At 72.1% G+C, this 15669-nt stretch carries 11 protein-coding genes and 1 tRNA gene; 4 read left to right on the top strand and 8 right to left on the bottom strand.

Annotated elements, in window-relative coordinates; all coding sequences use genetic code 11:
• Window positions 1–89: 89 nt before the first annotated feature.
• Window positions 90–2048, bottom strand: a complete 1959-nt coding sequence (locus ACFC51_RS35330; protein WP_376532844.1) for a BTAD domain-containing putative transcriptional regulator — start codon at window positions 2046–2048, stop codon at window positions 90–92.
• A gap of 1438 nt (window positions 2049–3486) precedes the next feature.
• A tRNA-Pro gene (locus tag ACFC51_RS35325) sits at window positions 3487–3560 on the bottom strand.
• Window positions 3561–3688: 128 nt separating this feature from the next.
• Between ACFC51_RS35325 and ACFC51_RS35320 the strand changes: the two genes are divergently transcribed.
• The 3 genes from ACFC51_RS35320 (at window position 3689) to ACFC51_RS35310 (ending at window position 8547) form a co-directional block, all read left to right on the top strand.
• Entirely contained in the window at window positions 3689–4426 is a 738-nt protein-coding gene (locus tag ACFC51_RS35320; protein ID WP_376532842.1) for a transketolase, read from the top strand.
• A gap of 39 nt (window positions 4427–4465) precedes the next feature.
• Window positions 4466–5365: a transketolase family protein gene (locus ACFC51_RS35315; protein ID WP_376532840.1), complete on the top strand. Its 900-nt coding sequence runs from the start codon at window positions 4466–4468 to the stop codon at window positions 5363–5365.
• 146 nt (window positions 5366–5511) lie between these two features.
• Window positions 5512–8547 carry a ThuA domain-containing protein gene (locus tag ACFC51_RS35310; protein WP_376532838.1) on the top strand — a complete coding sequence of 1012 codons (3036 nt, stop codon included), beginning with the start codon at window positions 5512–5514 and terminating at the stop codon, window positions 8545–8547.
• Window positions 8548–8591: 44 nt separating this feature from the next.
• Here the strand turns inward: ACFC51_RS35310 and ACFC51_RS35305 are convergent, their stop codons facing one another.
• The 6 genes from ACFC51_RS35305 to ACFC51_RS35280 all read right to left on the bottom strand — a co-directional run bounded on the left by ACFC51_RS35305 (window position 8592) and on the right by ACFC51_RS35280 (window position 15051).
• A complete protein-coding gene (locus tag ACFC51_RS35305) occupies window positions 8592–9176 on the bottom strand; it encodes a GAF domain-containing protein (protein WP_376376065.1) in 585 nt (194 codons plus the stop codon).
• On the bottom strand, window positions 9173–9793 hold the full coding sequence (locus ACFC51_RS35300) for an ATP/GTP-binding protein (RefSeq protein ID WP_329235988.1): 621 nt from the start codon (window positions 9791–9793) through the stop codon (window positions 9173–9175). Before ACFC51_RS35300 ends, ACFC51_RS35305 begins: the two co-directional genes overlap by 4 nt.
• The gene (locus ACFC51_RS35295; protein ID WP_376376067.1) at window positions 9771–10142 is read right to left on the bottom strand and encodes a DUF742 domain-containing protein; all 372 of its coding nucleotides are present in this window, start codon (window positions 10140–10142) and stop codon (window positions 9771–9773) included. Before ACFC51_RS35295 ends, ACFC51_RS35300 begins: the two co-directional genes overlap by 23 nt.
• A gap of 2 nt (window positions 10143–10144) precedes the next feature.
• Window positions 10145–10579, bottom strand: a complete 435-nt coding sequence (locus tag ACFC51_RS35290) for a roadblock/LC7 domain-containing protein (protein WP_376376069.1) — start codon at window positions 10577–10579, stop codon at window positions 10145–10147.
• Between the two features lie 7 nt (window positions 10580–10586).
• Window positions 10587–12686 (bottom strand): ATP-binding protein, encoded by a 2100-nt coding sequence (locus ACFC51_RS35285; RefSeq protein WP_376532836.1) that lies wholly within the window; start codon window positions 12684–12686, stop codon window positions 10587–10589.
• A 568-nt stretch (window positions 12687–13254) separates the two neighbouring features.
• Entirely contained in the window at window positions 13255–15051 is a 1797-nt protein-coding gene (locus tag ACFC51_RS35280; RefSeq protein WP_376532834.1) for an ABC transporter ATP-binding protein, read from the bottom strand.
• A gap of 178 nt (window positions 15052–15229) precedes the next feature.
• On the opposite strand from ACFC51_RS35280, the gene ACFC51_RS35275 reads away from it, so the two are divergent.
• The gene (locus tag ACFC51_RS35275) at window positions 15230–15610 is read left to right on the top strand and encodes a hypothetical protein (protein ID WP_376532832.1); all 381 of its coding nucleotides are present in this window, start codon (window positions 15230–15232) and stop codon (window positions 15608–15610) included.
• Window positions 15611–15669: the final 59 nt, after the last annotated feature.

Genomic DNA, 15669 nt, shown 5'->3' with positions numbered 1-15669 from the left:
GCATGGCCGTACCGGCCCCGCACCCCCTACTCAGCGTTAAGGGGTCTGTATTCAGCCATCTCGCCGAGTAGCGGGCGAATGCCACTCCCCTAGCCCACTCGACCGCCGATTCGACGCCCGTCCGGGTCCTGGGTGATCGCCAGTTTCCGGGGCGTGTGCAGCGGAATCGCCTGCGTCTGCACCTCCGGCAGGCCGGCCCCGTAGACGCGGACCAGGTCGTCCAGCCGGTACTTCTCGGCACCGATCCGCTCCAGGAGGCCGTGGTCGGCGAGCGATTCGAGATGGCTCGCCGCCGCGTTGGGCGTGATGCCCATGAGCTGGACCGGGGCCAGCGGACCGACCTCCTCCTGGCCGGCCCTGCACAGCATCCGGAACAACCGGGCGGTCTCGTCCGCCAGATGGCGGTAACTGACCGTGATCACGGAACGGATGCTCATGTCGTCGTCACCCTCGACCGTGAGAAGCTCCAGCCGCGTGGCCGGGTCCTCGTACAGTGCGGCGAGTCGCTCCGGGCTCGCGTACGGGTCCCCGAGCAGCCTCCCGGCCGTGATCCTGATGGCCAGCGGGAGGCCGCCGCACAGGTCGACGAGCCGGGACACGGACGACGGCCGTTCCGTTCCCCGCTCGGCCCCGGTCAGTGCGAGGAGCAGCGCGGTGGCGGTCTCCCGGTCCAGCGGCTTCAGACCGATCCGATGGGCGCCGTACCTGACCACCAGTCCGCGCTGCGGCTGGCGGCTGGTGACCATCAGGCAGGCCGACCCCTGAGGTATCAATGGCCGTAACTGGTCAGCGCCCAGGGCATTGTCCAGTACGACAAGCATCTTCTTGCCGTGCAGCAGGCTTCGATAGAGCATCACCCGGCCGTCGAGATCGGCGGGCAGGGACACCCGCTGGATACCCAGGCTCTGCAGGAGCTGCGCCAGGGCGTCGAAGGCGCTCAGCGGATGGTCGCCGGTCCCTCCGAGGTCCGCGTAGAGGTGACCGTCGGGGAATCGGTCCAGGGACTCGTGGGCCAGCTCCAGGGCAAGGGCGCTCTTGCCGACGCCCGGAGCTCCGTCGATGGCCAGGATCGGGGTCGCCCGGCCGCGTTCGGGGCTGTCCCGGGTGAGCATCTCCCGCACCCGGCACAGTTCGGCGCTCCGGCCGACGAAGACGTTGGCGCGTGAAGGGAGGTGGCTCGGGAGGTAGGCGGCCGCCGCCGGAGCCATCGACCGCCGCTCGGCCTGCGCGGGAACGGTTTCCCGCTGCGGGCTGCGCGGGGGCCGGGACTTCTCGACCGTGCCGGCGAGGATCCGGGCATGCAGACTGCGCAGCTCGACGCCCGGCTCGATGCCCAGTTCCTCGTCGAGATAGGTACGGGTCTCGCTGTAGGCCTGGAGGGCGTGCGCCTGTCGGCCGCATCGGGAGAGGGCCAGCATCAGCAGGTAACGGAGCTTCTCGCGGAGGGGTTCCTGCACGATCGCCTCGTTCAGCACGACGACCGCCTCTTCGCTCCCCCCGGCGGCGATCATGCCGGCGATCCACTCCTCCACGGCGGCGAACCGCAGCTCGCGCAGTCTGACGCGCTCCATGGCGGCGAACGGCCCCGGCACCCCCGCCAGCGCTTCCCCGTGCCACAGACCCAGTGCCGCCCCCAGCCGCTCGAACGCGGCCTCGGGACGGCCGGCGAGTGCCATCCGGCGGGCCTCCTCGCGCTGGCGCACGAAGAGTGCAGCGTCCACGCTTTCCACGGGCAGGCGCAGTTCGTAGCCGTCCGACCGGGTCACCAGCACCTCCCCCGAACCTCTGCCGGCCCGCACGGGATCCAGCGCCCGGCGCAGCCCGGCCACATAGGTGTGCACTCCGTTGGCGGCGGTGGCAGGTGGTTCGGGTCCCCACAACGCGTCGACGATCTGCTCGCGCCTCACCACCGCCCCGAGACGAATGGCGAGTAACGCGAGTAACGCTCGTTGCTTGGGTGGGCCGATGAGTATCTCCTCGTCGTGGGACCACACCCGGAGGGTGCCCAGCAGTTGCACGGAAAGGGTGCTGCTCGCTGTATGTGACATCCAGACAACTCCGCTCGATGTGACGTATGGAGTAACCGCTCTTTCCGAGCCTTCACGGTCTCGGGGCTCGGTTCGGCATGCCGTTCGGGTGCGCGAATTGCACGTGCGGGTAAGCGAGCTGCGACATTCGGCGCCCGGAACACGGACGCGTCCGGGCAGGCCTGAAGGGAGGACGGCCTGCGGTCGCACAGCGGGGACACGGGGGCGGCCGGACCGGGTTCCGCTCCGTGGGCGGTGGGAACCTAGAACCGGAGAACGCGGGGATTCGACGCGCGTCGACAGTCGGGGGCCGCGGACCCCGTCGCCCCGGTGGGCGATCCGGGGGCCCGGAGACGCGGCAGCAGCGTCGAACCGGCCGATCCCCCGTTGGCCGGCATGCCGGTACACGTCGATCGCGCTCCGGACGCGCGGCGGACGCTCTCCGCCGGACGGGATCCGGGCGCCGGCCCGACGGCAGCGCGTCGGTCCGCTTCCACGCGGGGAGAACAGCACATCGGTCGAGGAGCACGTGCCGCCCCGGACGCCTGGCTCGGGAGCAGGGTCGCCACCCTCGTCAGGTCATGCATTTTTTCCGTGAACGCGTACACAGGTCCCCCCCGTACAGGAATGCACCTCTTTACCCTACACGGCCCCCACCGCCTGCCACAGGCATCTCAGACCGTCATAGTCGCTTTTCAGGAGTGCTGTTTCAAGCGACACACGCGGGGCCCACAACGTTCAACTCCCATGTTTCTCTGCGAAGTTCTTCCACGGCGATTCGTGTATCCCACACCTCACCCAGCCGGTCGCCCCCGCCCCCGGCGGGCCCGGGCAGCCGTCAGGACGGAGGGAGAAACATGACGCGCGCACCCCGGAGCATCCGATGGGCCGCAGCACGTGTCAGCCCGGCCGAACCTCCACTTCGATCCGATGGGACCGTTCGAACGGCCCCCGGGCCGGCAGCGGGACGGCCGACCGCGTCGGCGTCGACGCGGGCTCCGCGGAAGGACGGGCACGCCACCTCGTGAACGCGCTCCCTCGGACGGAATGGACCCCGAGTTCGGTGAGGACGCCCGAAGGCACCTGTCCGCGCAGCGTATGGACTGCCTGTTCCGAACCCGTGTCCCCACCGTTACGGAATGGGCTGTACCGGCCCACCCCGGACGCGGCACGGCGGCCGCCGCCCGACCGCGCCCTCGAACGACACCCGGCGGCCGGGACGGTACCACCGCCCGCCGGGCGTCGAGACCGAGCCGTCGGCCCGTTCTCGCGCGCGCCGACGCGCGACGCCGCCGCCCGGATCGGCGAGGCCCGGGGCGTCGGCAGCACCTGGTGGATCCGGGCCGTGCGGGTCGGACCGCGCCTTCACCCGGAGGCCGACGGGCAGAGGCACCGGGAAAACGGCCAGGGCCGGTTTCGGATACCTCCGAAACCGGCCCTGATCTGCGACTCTCTCGAGTCGGGACGACAGGATTTGAACCTGCGACCCCTTGACCCCCAGTCAAGTGCGCTACCAAGCTGCGCCACGTCCCGCTGTCCGTCTGACCTGGGGTTTCCCCTGGCCGAACGCGCATGAGAACAATACCGCACTTGCACCGGTGCTCACGAACCCGTTTCCCGGGCTTGACCTCAACTTTGGTTGAGGTAGAACGCTGAGCCTCATGACGCACACGACATCGCTCCCGGTGCACGGCCATGACTCCGTGCACGGCCACGGCCCCACACACGGCTACGACGAGCTCGACCGCCTGATGAGCCTCATGACCGGCGACGAGAAGCACGGCCCCGCCGCGACCTCCACGCTGGACGCCCTCTGGGTCCTGTACGACCGGGTGCTCCGGGTCTCCCCGGACACCGCCGGCTCACCGGGCCGCGACCGCTTCCTGCTCTCGAAGGGGCACGGCCCCATGGCGTACTACGCCGTGCTCGCCGCCCGCGGCTTCTTCGGCGAGGAGCTGCTCACCGGCTTCGGGTCGTACGACTCGCCGCTCGGCCACCACCCCGACCGGCTGCTGGTCCCCGGCGCGGAGATCGGCAGCGGATCGCTCGGCCACGGCCTCCCGCTCGCCGTGGGCAGCGTGCTGGGACTGCGGGCGCAAGGTCTCACGGACCCCCGCGTGTGGGTGCTGACCGGCGACGCCGAGCTGGACGAGGGAAGCAACCACGAGGCGATCGCCTACGCGGGCCCGGCCGGCCTCGACCAGCTGCACACCGTGGTGATCGACAACGCCTCGGCGACGTACTCCAGGCCGGGCGGCATCGCGGCCCGGATCGAGGCCGCCGGATGGTCCGCGCGGACCGTGGACGGCCGGGACCACGAGGCGCTGTACGCCGCCTTCACCACGCCGCACCCCGGCCGTCCGCACGCCGTGATCGCCCGCGTGGCTCCCAAGCACTGACCGCCCCGCCCGCCCCGAGAGACGACGGAGAACATGCCCATGGACACCATGCGTGACCGTTTCATCGCCACCACCACCCGGCTGCTGGACGAGGACCCCCGCCTCGCGCTGGTGCTCGCCGAGATCAGCCGCGACGGTTTCGAGCGGGCCGAGCGGGCCCATCCGGACCGGGTGGTCAACGTCGGGATCAGGGAGCAGCTCCTCATCGGCGCGGGCGCCGGGATGGCCCTGACGGGGGTGCGGCCGATCATGCACACCTTCGCGAGCTTCCTCGTGGAGCGCCCGTTCGAACAGGTGAAGCTGGACCTGGGACACCAAGGAGTGGGCGGGGTGCTCGTCAGCGCCGGGGGCTCGTACGACTGGCCGGCGGGCGGCTTCACCCACATGGCCCCGGGCGACGTCGCCCTCCTCGACACACTCGACGGCTGGACGGTGCACGTGCCGGGCCACCCCGACGAGGCCGAGGCCCTGCTGCGGCAGGCGGTCACCGGGGACGACCGCGTCTATGTGCGGCTCTCCCTCCAGTCGAACGGCACGGGCCGTCCGGTCACCGGGTCCGGCTTCAGCACGGTGCGCCAAGGAGGGGGCGGGGTGGTGATCGCTGTGGGACCGATGCTCGACAACGTCCTCGCGGCGACCGACGGCCTGGACGTGACGGTGCTGTACGCGACGACCGTGCGCCCCTTCGACGCACCGGGACTCCGCCGCGCGGCCGGGGACGGCACCCCGGCGGACGTCGTGATCGTCGAGCCCTACCTGGCGGGGACTTCCACGGCGGCGGCCAACGACGCCTTGGCCGACCTGCCGCACCGGGTGCTCGGGCTGGGTGTGGGACGGGGCGAGCTGCGGAGGTACGGGCAGATGGCGGAGCACCTCGCCGCCCACGGCCTCGACGCGCATGCACTCCGCCTGCGGATCGCCGGGTTCCTCCATCTCTGAGACACCCTGTGCCGGGCCGGGCGGCCTCAGACCCCGGCCGGCCCACGGCGCCATTGACCCGACCATGCCATGAACCTAATCTGAACCAGGCACATCAGTAAGCGCTTTCTACCCCTGCCCGGCCCCCACGCACCGGGAGCGCCCTCATGAGCAGCCGCCCGTTACCCGGCGACCCCGTGTCCCCGGCCCTGTCCCCGGCATCGATCGCCCTCATGTCCCTCCTCGCCCTTCTCGTGCTGATCACCGGCTCCGTGGCGGCCGCCTCACTCCCGAGGGCACCGGAGGCTCCGTTCCGCGTGCTCGTGTACTCCGGGGCGGCGCGCGCATCCCAAGGAACGGTCCACGCCGGTGTCGAGGCGGTGAAAGGGCTCGGTGTCCGGAACGGGTTCGGGGTCGAGGCGACGGACGATCCGGCCGTCTTCAACGACACCGATCTCGCGCGGTTCCACACGGTCGTCTTCAACAACACCGCTGCCGCGGCGGACGGGGCGGGTGCCCTGGACGGAGCCGGGCGGGCGGCTCTTCGCAGATACATCCGGGCCGGGGGCGGCTGGGTCGGCCTCCACGACGCGTCGGCCGGCACGGGCGGATGGGACTGGTACGACGGGCTGGTGGGCGCCGCCCTGGACCGGCGCACGCCCGTGCAGGCCGGACGGATCGAGGTACTCGACCATGCTCACCCCTCGACGATGACGCTCCCCGACCTCTGGGAACGCACGGAGGAGTGGCTCGGCTGGCGCACCGATCCGACCCCCACGGTGCACACCCTCGCCCGGATCAGGGTGCGCGACAAGATCACCGGCCTCGGCGCCGGTATGGACCATCCCTGGTCGTGGTGCCGGAACTACGACGGCGGCCGCTCGTGGTTCACCGCGGGCGGCCACGCGCCGTCGGCGTTCCAGGACGACGCCTTCCTCCGCCACCTGCTGGGCGGCATCGAGTGGGCGGCCGGCGCCAGGCCCGGTGACTGCACCGCGACGCAGGCCCGTTCCTTCCAGCGGACACCGCTCGCGGCCGGCGGCCTCTTCGATCCGGTGGACATGGCGGTCGCCCCCGACCGCCGGGTGTTCGTCGCCCGGCGCACCGGTGAGCTCGCGGTCGTCGACCAGCGGACCATGAGGGTCTCCACGGCTCTCGATCTGGCGTACTCACCGGAAGCGGTCGCCCGTGCCGGCGGGCTGAGCGCCCTTGCCCTGGATCCGGACTTCGCGGAGAACGCCTGGCTGTACCTGCTGCGTTCCGACACGACGGGCGGGAGGTTGTTCCTCTCCCGCTTCACGGCCGACGGGCCCGCGGTCGACCCCGCGTCCGAGAGGCGCCTGCTCGTCCTTCCCGGCCGGCGGTCCACGGCGGGCGGGCGGCCTCCGCCGTCCGGGTCGCTCGCCTTCGACCAGCAGGGCCGGCTGTACGTGGCGACGGGCGACGTCACACCCTCCGACGCCCCTGATGCCCGGAGCGATCTGCGGGGATCGGTCCTGCGGATCACCCCGCAGGACGACGGGACCTACACCGTGCCGGAAGGCAACCTCCACCGGGCGGGCACGTCAGGCGCCCGCCCGGAGATCTACGCGACGGGCCTGCGCGACCCGTTCCGCGTGACCGTGGACCCGTCGAGCGGCACCCCGCTGGCCGCTGCGACCGCCCCCGACGGCTCGGCTGAGTACCTCCGGATCGCCGGAGCGGGCCGGGTGGACGGGCCCTACTGCGCCGGGGGCGGAGCCGAGGCCGGTGCAGGGGCCGGGTGCCCCCGCGCCGGCGGCGCTCCTCCTGCGGTCCCCGTCGCCCGGGGCGACGTCGTGGCCGTGAACGGTTCGGTCTACGACTACGACCCGGCGAGCCTCTACCGCAGCAAGTTCCCCGAGTACTTCGACGGGAAGTGGCTGACGTACGACCCGGCCGGCCGGCACTTCACCGCGCACGCGTTCCAGCGGGCCGACCAGACATTCGTCGACCCTCGGTTCGGACCGGTGGAGGCCGGAGGACTCCAGTCCGTCACGGAACTGTTCGGTGACATGGAGTGGCACCGCCCGGTCTCTGCCGTCCTCGGCCCCGACGGTGCCCTGTACGTCGTCGATTCGGGCTTGGACGGCGGCACGGGGCGCGACGGCGGCAACGAGGGCGCGGGTGTCTTCCGGATCGACCACGTCGGCGACGGCCGGCTGCCCGGCGCGGGCATCGCCGTCGACCGCGACAACGGCTCCGCCCCCCTCACCGTCACCTTCGAGGGGGCCGGTTCCGGCCCGGCCGGCCGGTCACGGACGGCCTACGCCTGGGACTTCGACGGTGACGGCGGCACGGACTCGACGGAGGCGAACCCCTCGTACACCTACCGCACCGAGGGCCGGTTCACGGCGCGCCTCACGGTGACCGGGCCCGAGGGGACGACGGCGATGGCGGGCCAGGAGATCACCGTGGGCAACACCCGGCCCCGGATCACCGTCCACGGGCCGCCGGACGGCGGGCTGTTCCGTCCCGGCGACACCCTGGCCTTCACCGTGGGTGTGGAGGACCCCGAGGACGGGGCGACCTCCCCGGTCGACTGCTCCCGGGTCCGCGTACGTTCCGAGGCCGGCCGCGCGGGTCCGCTGCGCCCTCTCCCCGGCTCCCCCGGGTGCCGGGGCTCCATGGCGACGGTGGCCGGCGACGCCTCCCGGTCCGGCGCGCCACGGATCACGGTGCGGTACACGGACAAGGGTGCCCCGAACGCCCCGGCGCTGACGGGCTCCACCACCCTCACCGTCCGCAGGGACCTCCAGGAGGCGGAAGGGTTCACGGCGACCGGAGGTGCCCACGACGGAGCCGTCATCGGCAGCCGTACGCACGCGTCGGGCGGCAGGGCCCTGACGGAGATCGAGGACGGCGACTGGATCTCCTTCGACCCGGTCCACCTGGGCGGCATCCGGTCGGTCACGGTCGGTGCCACCGCGTGCGGACTCGGCGGTACGGTCTCGTTCCGGGCGGGCTCGCCCGACGGTCCTCTGCTCGGCTCGCTGACCGTCCCCGGCGCGGGCACCGGAGCCGGGGACGTCTCACCGGCGACCGCTCTCAGAGACCCCGGTGGCAGCGTGCGGCTGTACGTGGTCTTCACCAACTCGGCCTGGGGCAGCGAGGACCCCGACCTGTTCACGGTGGACCTGCTGCGCTTCCACGGACCGGGGGCCGGGAGGGCCGGAGCTCGGTGAATGACGCCGCCGGTCGTGCCCGCGAACCGGCCCGGGCCGCGCCGTCAGAGGCGCGGCACTTCCCGGTGCTCGATCTGCACGACGAATTCCCGGGCCAGCCCCTTGATGGTGTCGAGTCCGGCCCGGCCCCAGGCGCGGGGCACGGTGTCCACGGCGCAGACGGTGCCGAGCGCGACCCCCGTACGGTCGATGAGCGGGGCGCCGAGGTAGGAGCGGATGCCTATGTCGTCGACCACCGGATTGCCCGCGAACCTCGGGTAGTCGCAGACGTCCTCCAGGACCAGGGCCTTGCGCCGTTCCAGCACGTGCGGGCAGTAGCCGTGGTCCCGGGCCAGATGGCGGCCGCCACGGCCTCCCGCTGCCGCGGCCGCACCCAGGTCGGATCCGCCCCGGATGCCCGCCGGAGTGTGCAGGCCGGCGAAGAACTGCCGGTTCTCGTCGATGAAGTTGACTATCGAGAACGGTGTCGCGGTCACCTCGGCCACCCGGTCGGCGAAGGCGTCGAAGCTGTCGAACGAGGCGTCGGGGCGCTCCCCCAGGCCGAGCCTGCGCAGCCGGGCGGCCCTGCGTGATCCGTCCCGGTCGACCGGGGTCAGCGACGGCCGCCGCCCCGTCCCGTACGGAATCACGGATGGGCCCCGAAGCCCGAGAGCGGCGCCGGAGCCGTGGCGTTGAGCAGGTGCTGGACGAGCGTGACAAGCGCTCCGGTGCCCGAGCTCGCGATCCTGGCGTCGCAGAGGACGACCGGCACGTCGGGCCCCAGGTCGAGGGCGGCCCGTACCTCCTCGGGTTCGTAGCGGTAGGCGCCGTCGAACTCGTTGACGGCGACGATGAACCCGATACCGCGCCGCTCGAAGAAGTCGACCGCGGCGAAGCACTCGGCCAGCCGTCGGGTGTCGGCGATGACGACCGCTCCCAGCGCGCCCTTGGACAGCTCGTCCCACATGAACCAGAAGCGCTCCTGCCCCGGGGTGCCGAAGAGGTAGAGCACGTGCTGTTCGGACAGCGTGATCCGGCCGAAGTCCATGGCCACGGTGGTCGCCGACTTGGATTCGATGCCTTCGAGGCTGTCGGTCGCCGCGCTGACCTGTGTCAGCAGTTCCTCGGTGCTGAGCGGCGCGATCTCGCTGACGGCACCCACGAACGTCGTCTTGCCGACGCCGAACCCGCCCGCGACCAGGATCTTGAGGGCCACGGGGAAGTATCCGGAGCTTCCGGAGCTGTCAGAGCTGTCGTCGTAGACCATCGAGCACTGCCTCCAGCAGGGATCGGTCGGTTGGCATGTCATGGAACGCGGGAGCGTGCGCGGTCACCGCTCCGCAGTCGACGAGGTCGGAGAGGAGGACCTTGGTGATGACCGCGGGCAGCCGGAGATGTGCGGCGATCTCGGCCACGGACATCGGGCCGTCGCAGAGCTCCAGGGCCACGGTGTGCTCGGGGCCGAGGTGGAACTGCGGCCGGCTCCCGGTGGCCATCACCAGGGAGAGCAGGTCGAGGACGGTGGTCGGCCTCGTCCGGCCGTTGCTCACGGTGTACGGGCGGATGAGCCGGCCTGCCGCGTCGTCGAGCAACGGCCCGTCCTGCGGGGCCGGCATCCTCACAGCCCCGGGGTGAACGGAGCTCCGGCCGGCTGCCGGAGCGGCGTCATCAGGTAGGGGCGCACGCTCTTGACCAGCATGGCCATCTCGTAGCCGAGCACGGCGGCATCCGCCTCGCGGCCCGCGAGGACGGCAAGGCAGGTGCCGGCGCCCGCGGTCGAGACGAACAGGAGCGTCGAGTCGAGCTCGACCACGACCTGCCGCACGTCGCCGTGGTCACCGAACCGGGCACCCGCGCTCCGGCCGAGCGAGTACAGGCCGGCGGCCAGGGCCGCCATGTGGTCGGCGCTGTCGGCGTCCATGCCGTGGGCGGACTTCACCAGGCCGTCCGCCGAGAGGAGGACCGCACTGCGTGTGTACGGCACGCGTTGGACGAGGCCGCTCAGCAGCCAGTCGAGGTCCGAGACCTGACCGGACGGCATTTCTGTCGTCATGGTGTATCTACTCCTTGAACATGTTCTCGGTTCGTGGATCCGGTTCGGACGTCTGCGGCCCCCGGGACCCGGGGACCGGGCGTTCCGCGGGGACCGTCGCGGCGGTGGGGACGCGGAACGGCAGCGGTGCCAGACCCTGGGTCCGCCGGGCCCCCGCGCCGGCGGCGTGGCCGCCGCTGACGGGAGGAGCGGAACCCGGGGTGCCGTACGCGTCTGCGGTCGGGGGCTCCTCGGCGGTCTGCGCCTCGGCGAGGTCGACCCCGCGCCGGAAGGCCGCCATCAGGCCGGGGTCGTGCAGGGCGTTCTCGTCCTCGGCACGCGGGGCCGGGACCTCCCTGAGCTGCGGAACCAGATGCTCCTGGTTGCTGCGCCTGGGAAGCTGGGGACGGTCCGGGCCTGCCTCGACGGCGGGGGACACCGCGGCGGGAACACCCGCGTCCATGACGGGCCGCACGTGCTCGGCGGACCCGGCAGAAGCGGGACCGGGACCGGCCGGGGGCGCGGGAACGGTGACACCGGGGCTGGGACCGGAGGCCCCGGCGTGACCGGCCGACACGGCGGGATCCGCCTGCGCCACGGGACCGGCCGACGCGCCGGGGTCCTCCGGCGCCACGGGGCCCATCGGACCGGCCTGCGCGACGGACCGGGCGACGGGTGGGGAGGCCGCGAGGTTGGGGCGGTCGACCCGCTCCGCGCGCAACGGCAGGGGTGGCGCCTCCCCTTGGCGCCGGTCCTGCCCGGACTGCTGGTCCAGCCGGAGCGGGGGCGGACCGGCCTGCTGCGGGACCGCGGGAGGTGTGTCGTGGGTGGACGGGTGGTGCACGGCGCCTGCGGGCGGGGCCGGGGCCGCCTCGGGAGTCGTCGTGGCATCGATGTCGATGCCCAGAAGGACTTCGGGCAGCACGAGTACCGCTTGCGTGCCCCCGTAGATGTTGCTCTGCAGCCGTACGGCGATGCCGTGCCTGCGGGCCAGGGAGGCGACCACGAACAGCCCGATCCGCCCGTCCTGCAGCAGATGGGCGACGTTGACCTGGTCGGGGTCGGCGAGCAGCGTGTTCATCCGCTTCTGCTCGGGGCCGGGCATGCCGAGCCCCCGGTCCTCGACCTCGAGGGCGAGTCCGGCGGTGACGCGCTGGGCGCGCAGCAGGACCTGCGTGTGCGGCGCGGAGAACACCGTGGCGTTCTCGACGAGTTCGGCGAGGAGATGGATCACGTCGGCGACCGCGTGTCCTCGGAGGGTGCCGTCGATCGGCGGGACCAGCTTGACCCGCGGGTACTGCTCGACCTCGGCGATCGCCGAGCGGAGCACCTCGATCATGGTGACGGGATTGCTCCACTGCCGCCGTGACACGGCACCGCCCAGTACGGCGAGATTCTCGGCGTGCCTGCGGATGCGGGTCGCGAGATGGTCGACGTGGAAGAGGCCCTTGAGAAGGTCGGGGTCCTCGACCTCGTGCTCCAGCTCGTCCAGGATCTGGATCTCGCGGTGCACGAGGGACTGCAGCCGCCGGGCGAGGTTGACGAAGACCTCGACCTTCTGTTCGTTCCCGTTGCCCCGGAAGAGCTGTGAGGCCTGGACGACCGCCGCCACCGCGTCGTCCTGCGCGCGGCTCATCTCCTGGGCCAGGAGGTCGAAGGCGTCCGCGCCGGGGCCGGGGGCTGGTGTGGACGCGCGGGCGGGCAGGGGTTCACCCTCGCGGAGCTGTTCCACGACACGCTGGAGCTCGGCCTGGTGCCGGGCACCGGTGCGCCGCAGCGCCAGGCAGCGGTCGGCGACTCCGGTGGCGACGCGGTGGGCGCCGAGGAGGGCCGCCGCCACGGCAGCCACGGCCAGCGCCCCGGAGCCGCCGAGTGCGGCCAGGAGACTGCCGGACGGGCGCACCCCGGAGGACCGGATGGTGAAGATGACGGCGGCGGCCCCGCTGAGCACGGCGGCCACGGTCGGCAGGAGGGCGGTGCGCAGAAGCTGGGGCCGCAGCCGGGTGTCGGGGGTGGTCTGCGTGGCGCGCGGCCGGTTCGCGGCCGAGTGCGTACGGCCACCCGGACGGCCGTGCCGTCCGCCTTCGCGGCGTTCCGGTCGCGCGGTGGGTGCGCGAAGTTGAGACATCATCGTCCTCGGTACGTGGGGCACCAGGAATCGGCATTCGTGTGGTGACACCTACGGTGGTCGGTCAGGCCCGGGTCAACGGTCGGGGCGGGCTCGACCGATATGAGCCCACCGTTGATCACCGGCCACACACGGTAGTCGTCAATCGTCCGCGCTCGGCGTGCAGTTGTCGAAGTTGCCCGCCGGGCGTCCCGCTCTGGTATGACGCGTCGCACGGGCAGCCGAATCCACGCGCCGTCAACTTCGTACGCACACCCGGAGAGCGAACGCGTGCGCGGGTTACGTACGGCCCGGCCCCCCGGGCGGAATCCGCGCTTCCCCCACCGCCGGGAAGCCCACCCCGTCGCTCTTCGGCCGCCGGGCACAGGACCGGTGGCCGAAGAGAGGCGGGCCGGGCCGCGGCCTGGAACTCCCGCCTCCGGGTCCCGGAAGCCCGGCTCCCCGGCCACCACTGCGGACGATTGCCGTCCCTGACGGGGTGTCCGCCCCTCAGGCGGGGGGTCCGCCCCTCAGGCGGGGTGTCCGGGCTCCGCCGGGACGCCCGGGCTCCGACAGGGAGTCCGGCGCCTCAGGCGGGGTGCGCGGGCTGCAGCCCTGCGTAGACGCCGTCCGTCAGCAGGAGCTCGTCGTGCGTCCCCACCTCGGCGATGCGTCCGCCCTCCATGGCCACGATGCGGTCGGCCCCCTGGACCGTGGAGAGCCGGTGGGCGACGACGAAGACGGTCCGGCCGTGCACGAGCCGGGTGAGTGCCTCCTGCACCAGGGCTTCGGAGCGGTTGTCGAGCGCGGAGGTGGCCTCGTCGAGCACCAGCACCCTCGGGTCGCGGATCAGCGCACGGGCGATGGCCAGACGCTGCTTCTGACCGCCCGACAGCTGTGCGCCCCGCTCACCGATGACCGTGTCCAGTCCACGGGGAAGGCTGTTGACGAATTCCAGCGCGTTGGCGTCACGGAGGGCGCGCATCAACGTGTCCTCGTCCGTGTCCGCCATGCCGTACGTGACGTTCTCCCTGATGCTCCCCTCGAAGAGGATCGATTCCTGTGGCACCACCGACAGGAAGCGACGGTAGGACCGCAGGTCGAGTCCGGCCATGTCGGTGCCGTCGAGCAGGATGCGGCCCGAGGTGGGCCGGATGAATCCGATGAGGAGGTTGAGCACGGTGGACTTGCCCGCGCCGGAGGCCCCGACCAGCGCGATGGTCTCCCCCGGCCGTGCCGAGAGGGTGAACCCGTCGACCGCCGGCTCCCCGTCCTCGTAGGCGAATCCGACGCCCTCGAAGTCGATGCGTCCGACGACGCCGTCGACCCGCGCCTTGCCCGCGTTGTTCTCCAGGTCCGGCGCCTGGAGCACCTCGCCCGCCGACCTGACCGACTCCAGGCCCTTGGTGAGGACGGGGGCCAGGCCCAGCAGCGTGGTGACGGATCCGGTCAGTACGGTGAAGAAGGCGCTGAGCATCACCACGTCGCCGGCGGTGATCGGCATCCAGCCGTGGTAGGCGACCAGGGCCGATCCCGTGAGGCAGAGGACGCCGAGCGTGTTGAGGATGACCCAGGCGAGCGAGCCGAACCGGCCGTTGATCATGTCCAGGCGCAACCCGGCCGCGAACACCTGGCGCAGCGATCCGTCGACCCGGCCGAGCGCGGTCCGTTCCAGTCCGTGGGCGCGGGTGATGGGGATGAGAGTGGTCATCTCCCCTACGCGCGATGACAGTTGTTCGACCTCGCGCCGGAAGGACTCGTTGTGGCTGCGCAGCCGGCTGCGCAGCTTCATCACGAGGATGCCGGACGCGGGGACCACGACGAGGAACACGGGCAGGAACTCGGGCACCCGTACGCCGATGACGACGAGCCCGCCGACCAGGGTGACGACGGCGCCGAGTCCCATGTCGGAGCTCTGCTGGACCATCTGCTCCACGGCTTCGACGTCGCGGACCACCTTGGCCTGGAGCACGCTCGAACTGACCCGCGCGTGGTATCCGATGGAGAGCTGCTGCATACGGCGGCAGAGCGCCGAGCGCAGGGTCGTACCCATGCGGCGGATGCTGCCGCCGAGGCACCGCACGTACCACTGGTGCAGGGGGTAGTTGATCACGAGGATGAACAGGAGGACGCCGACGGACCGCCAGATGCCTGACTCGGGGCCGTGCTGGACGACGACGTCGAGGACGGTGGCGGTGATCAGCGGCAGCAGCCAGATGGGGCTGTGCTTCACGACGAAGAGGGCGACCGCCAGGGCCAGCCGGCCGCGGTCGGGGCGGAGGAGAAGGCCGAGGGTGCGGACCGGGTTCTCGCCGCGGTAGCGGTGATCGAGGTGGTCGAAGCGCGCCGGGGGTTCGGCGCCGAGCGATGAAAGCGCTTTCTTCATACGGTCATCCCACCTGCTTCCACCGCCTCCGACAACCCCCCTTCCACGGGGAGAGACGGATGCCGCGCACGCACCGGTGAGTCTGCCCCGCCTCCTGCCGCCGGAGTCATCGGAGCGGCCTGCGGATTTATTCGGGATCACGCTGCGTAATCCCCCGCCGACCGGGTAGCGGGCCGAGATGTTCAGGTATAGGCGTGTACGAGTTCTGACCGTGCTGCTCGGTGGCTGGGTGGCCCTGACGGCCGTCGAGCGATGGGCGGAGCAGGAGCCGTGGCCGGGCGCGGTTCTCGGCGGACTGCTGTGGGCGTGCGTGGTGGCCGGCGTCTGGTGGTTCGCCGAGTGGACACAGTCGCCACTGCGCACCGCCCGCGAATCGAGGGCGGCACGCGCGGCCTCGGCCCAGGCGACCTCGGCCCGCGGGTCCGGGGCGCACGCGTCCGGGACGGCACCCGCACCGGACGACGACGCATCACACGACGACGCACCGGACGGACAGCACACGGACGCCGGCGCACCGGCCCCCCGCCGGCCCGAGTCCTCCACACCGTCCCGGCACTGATCCCGGCGCCCGGCCGTGGCAGACGTGACCGCCCGCGCACACCTCGGGGTGTGCGCGGG

Origin of the sequence: Streptomyces sp. NPDC055962 (assembly GCF_042270185.1) — a bacterium.
Classification (GTDB): Bacteria; Actinomycetota; Actinomycetes; order Streptomycetales; family Streptomycetaceae; genus Streptomyces.
The sequence above is the reverse complement of the archived record's forward strand: the minus strand, read 5'-3'. Positions and strand labels throughout refer to the sequence as shown.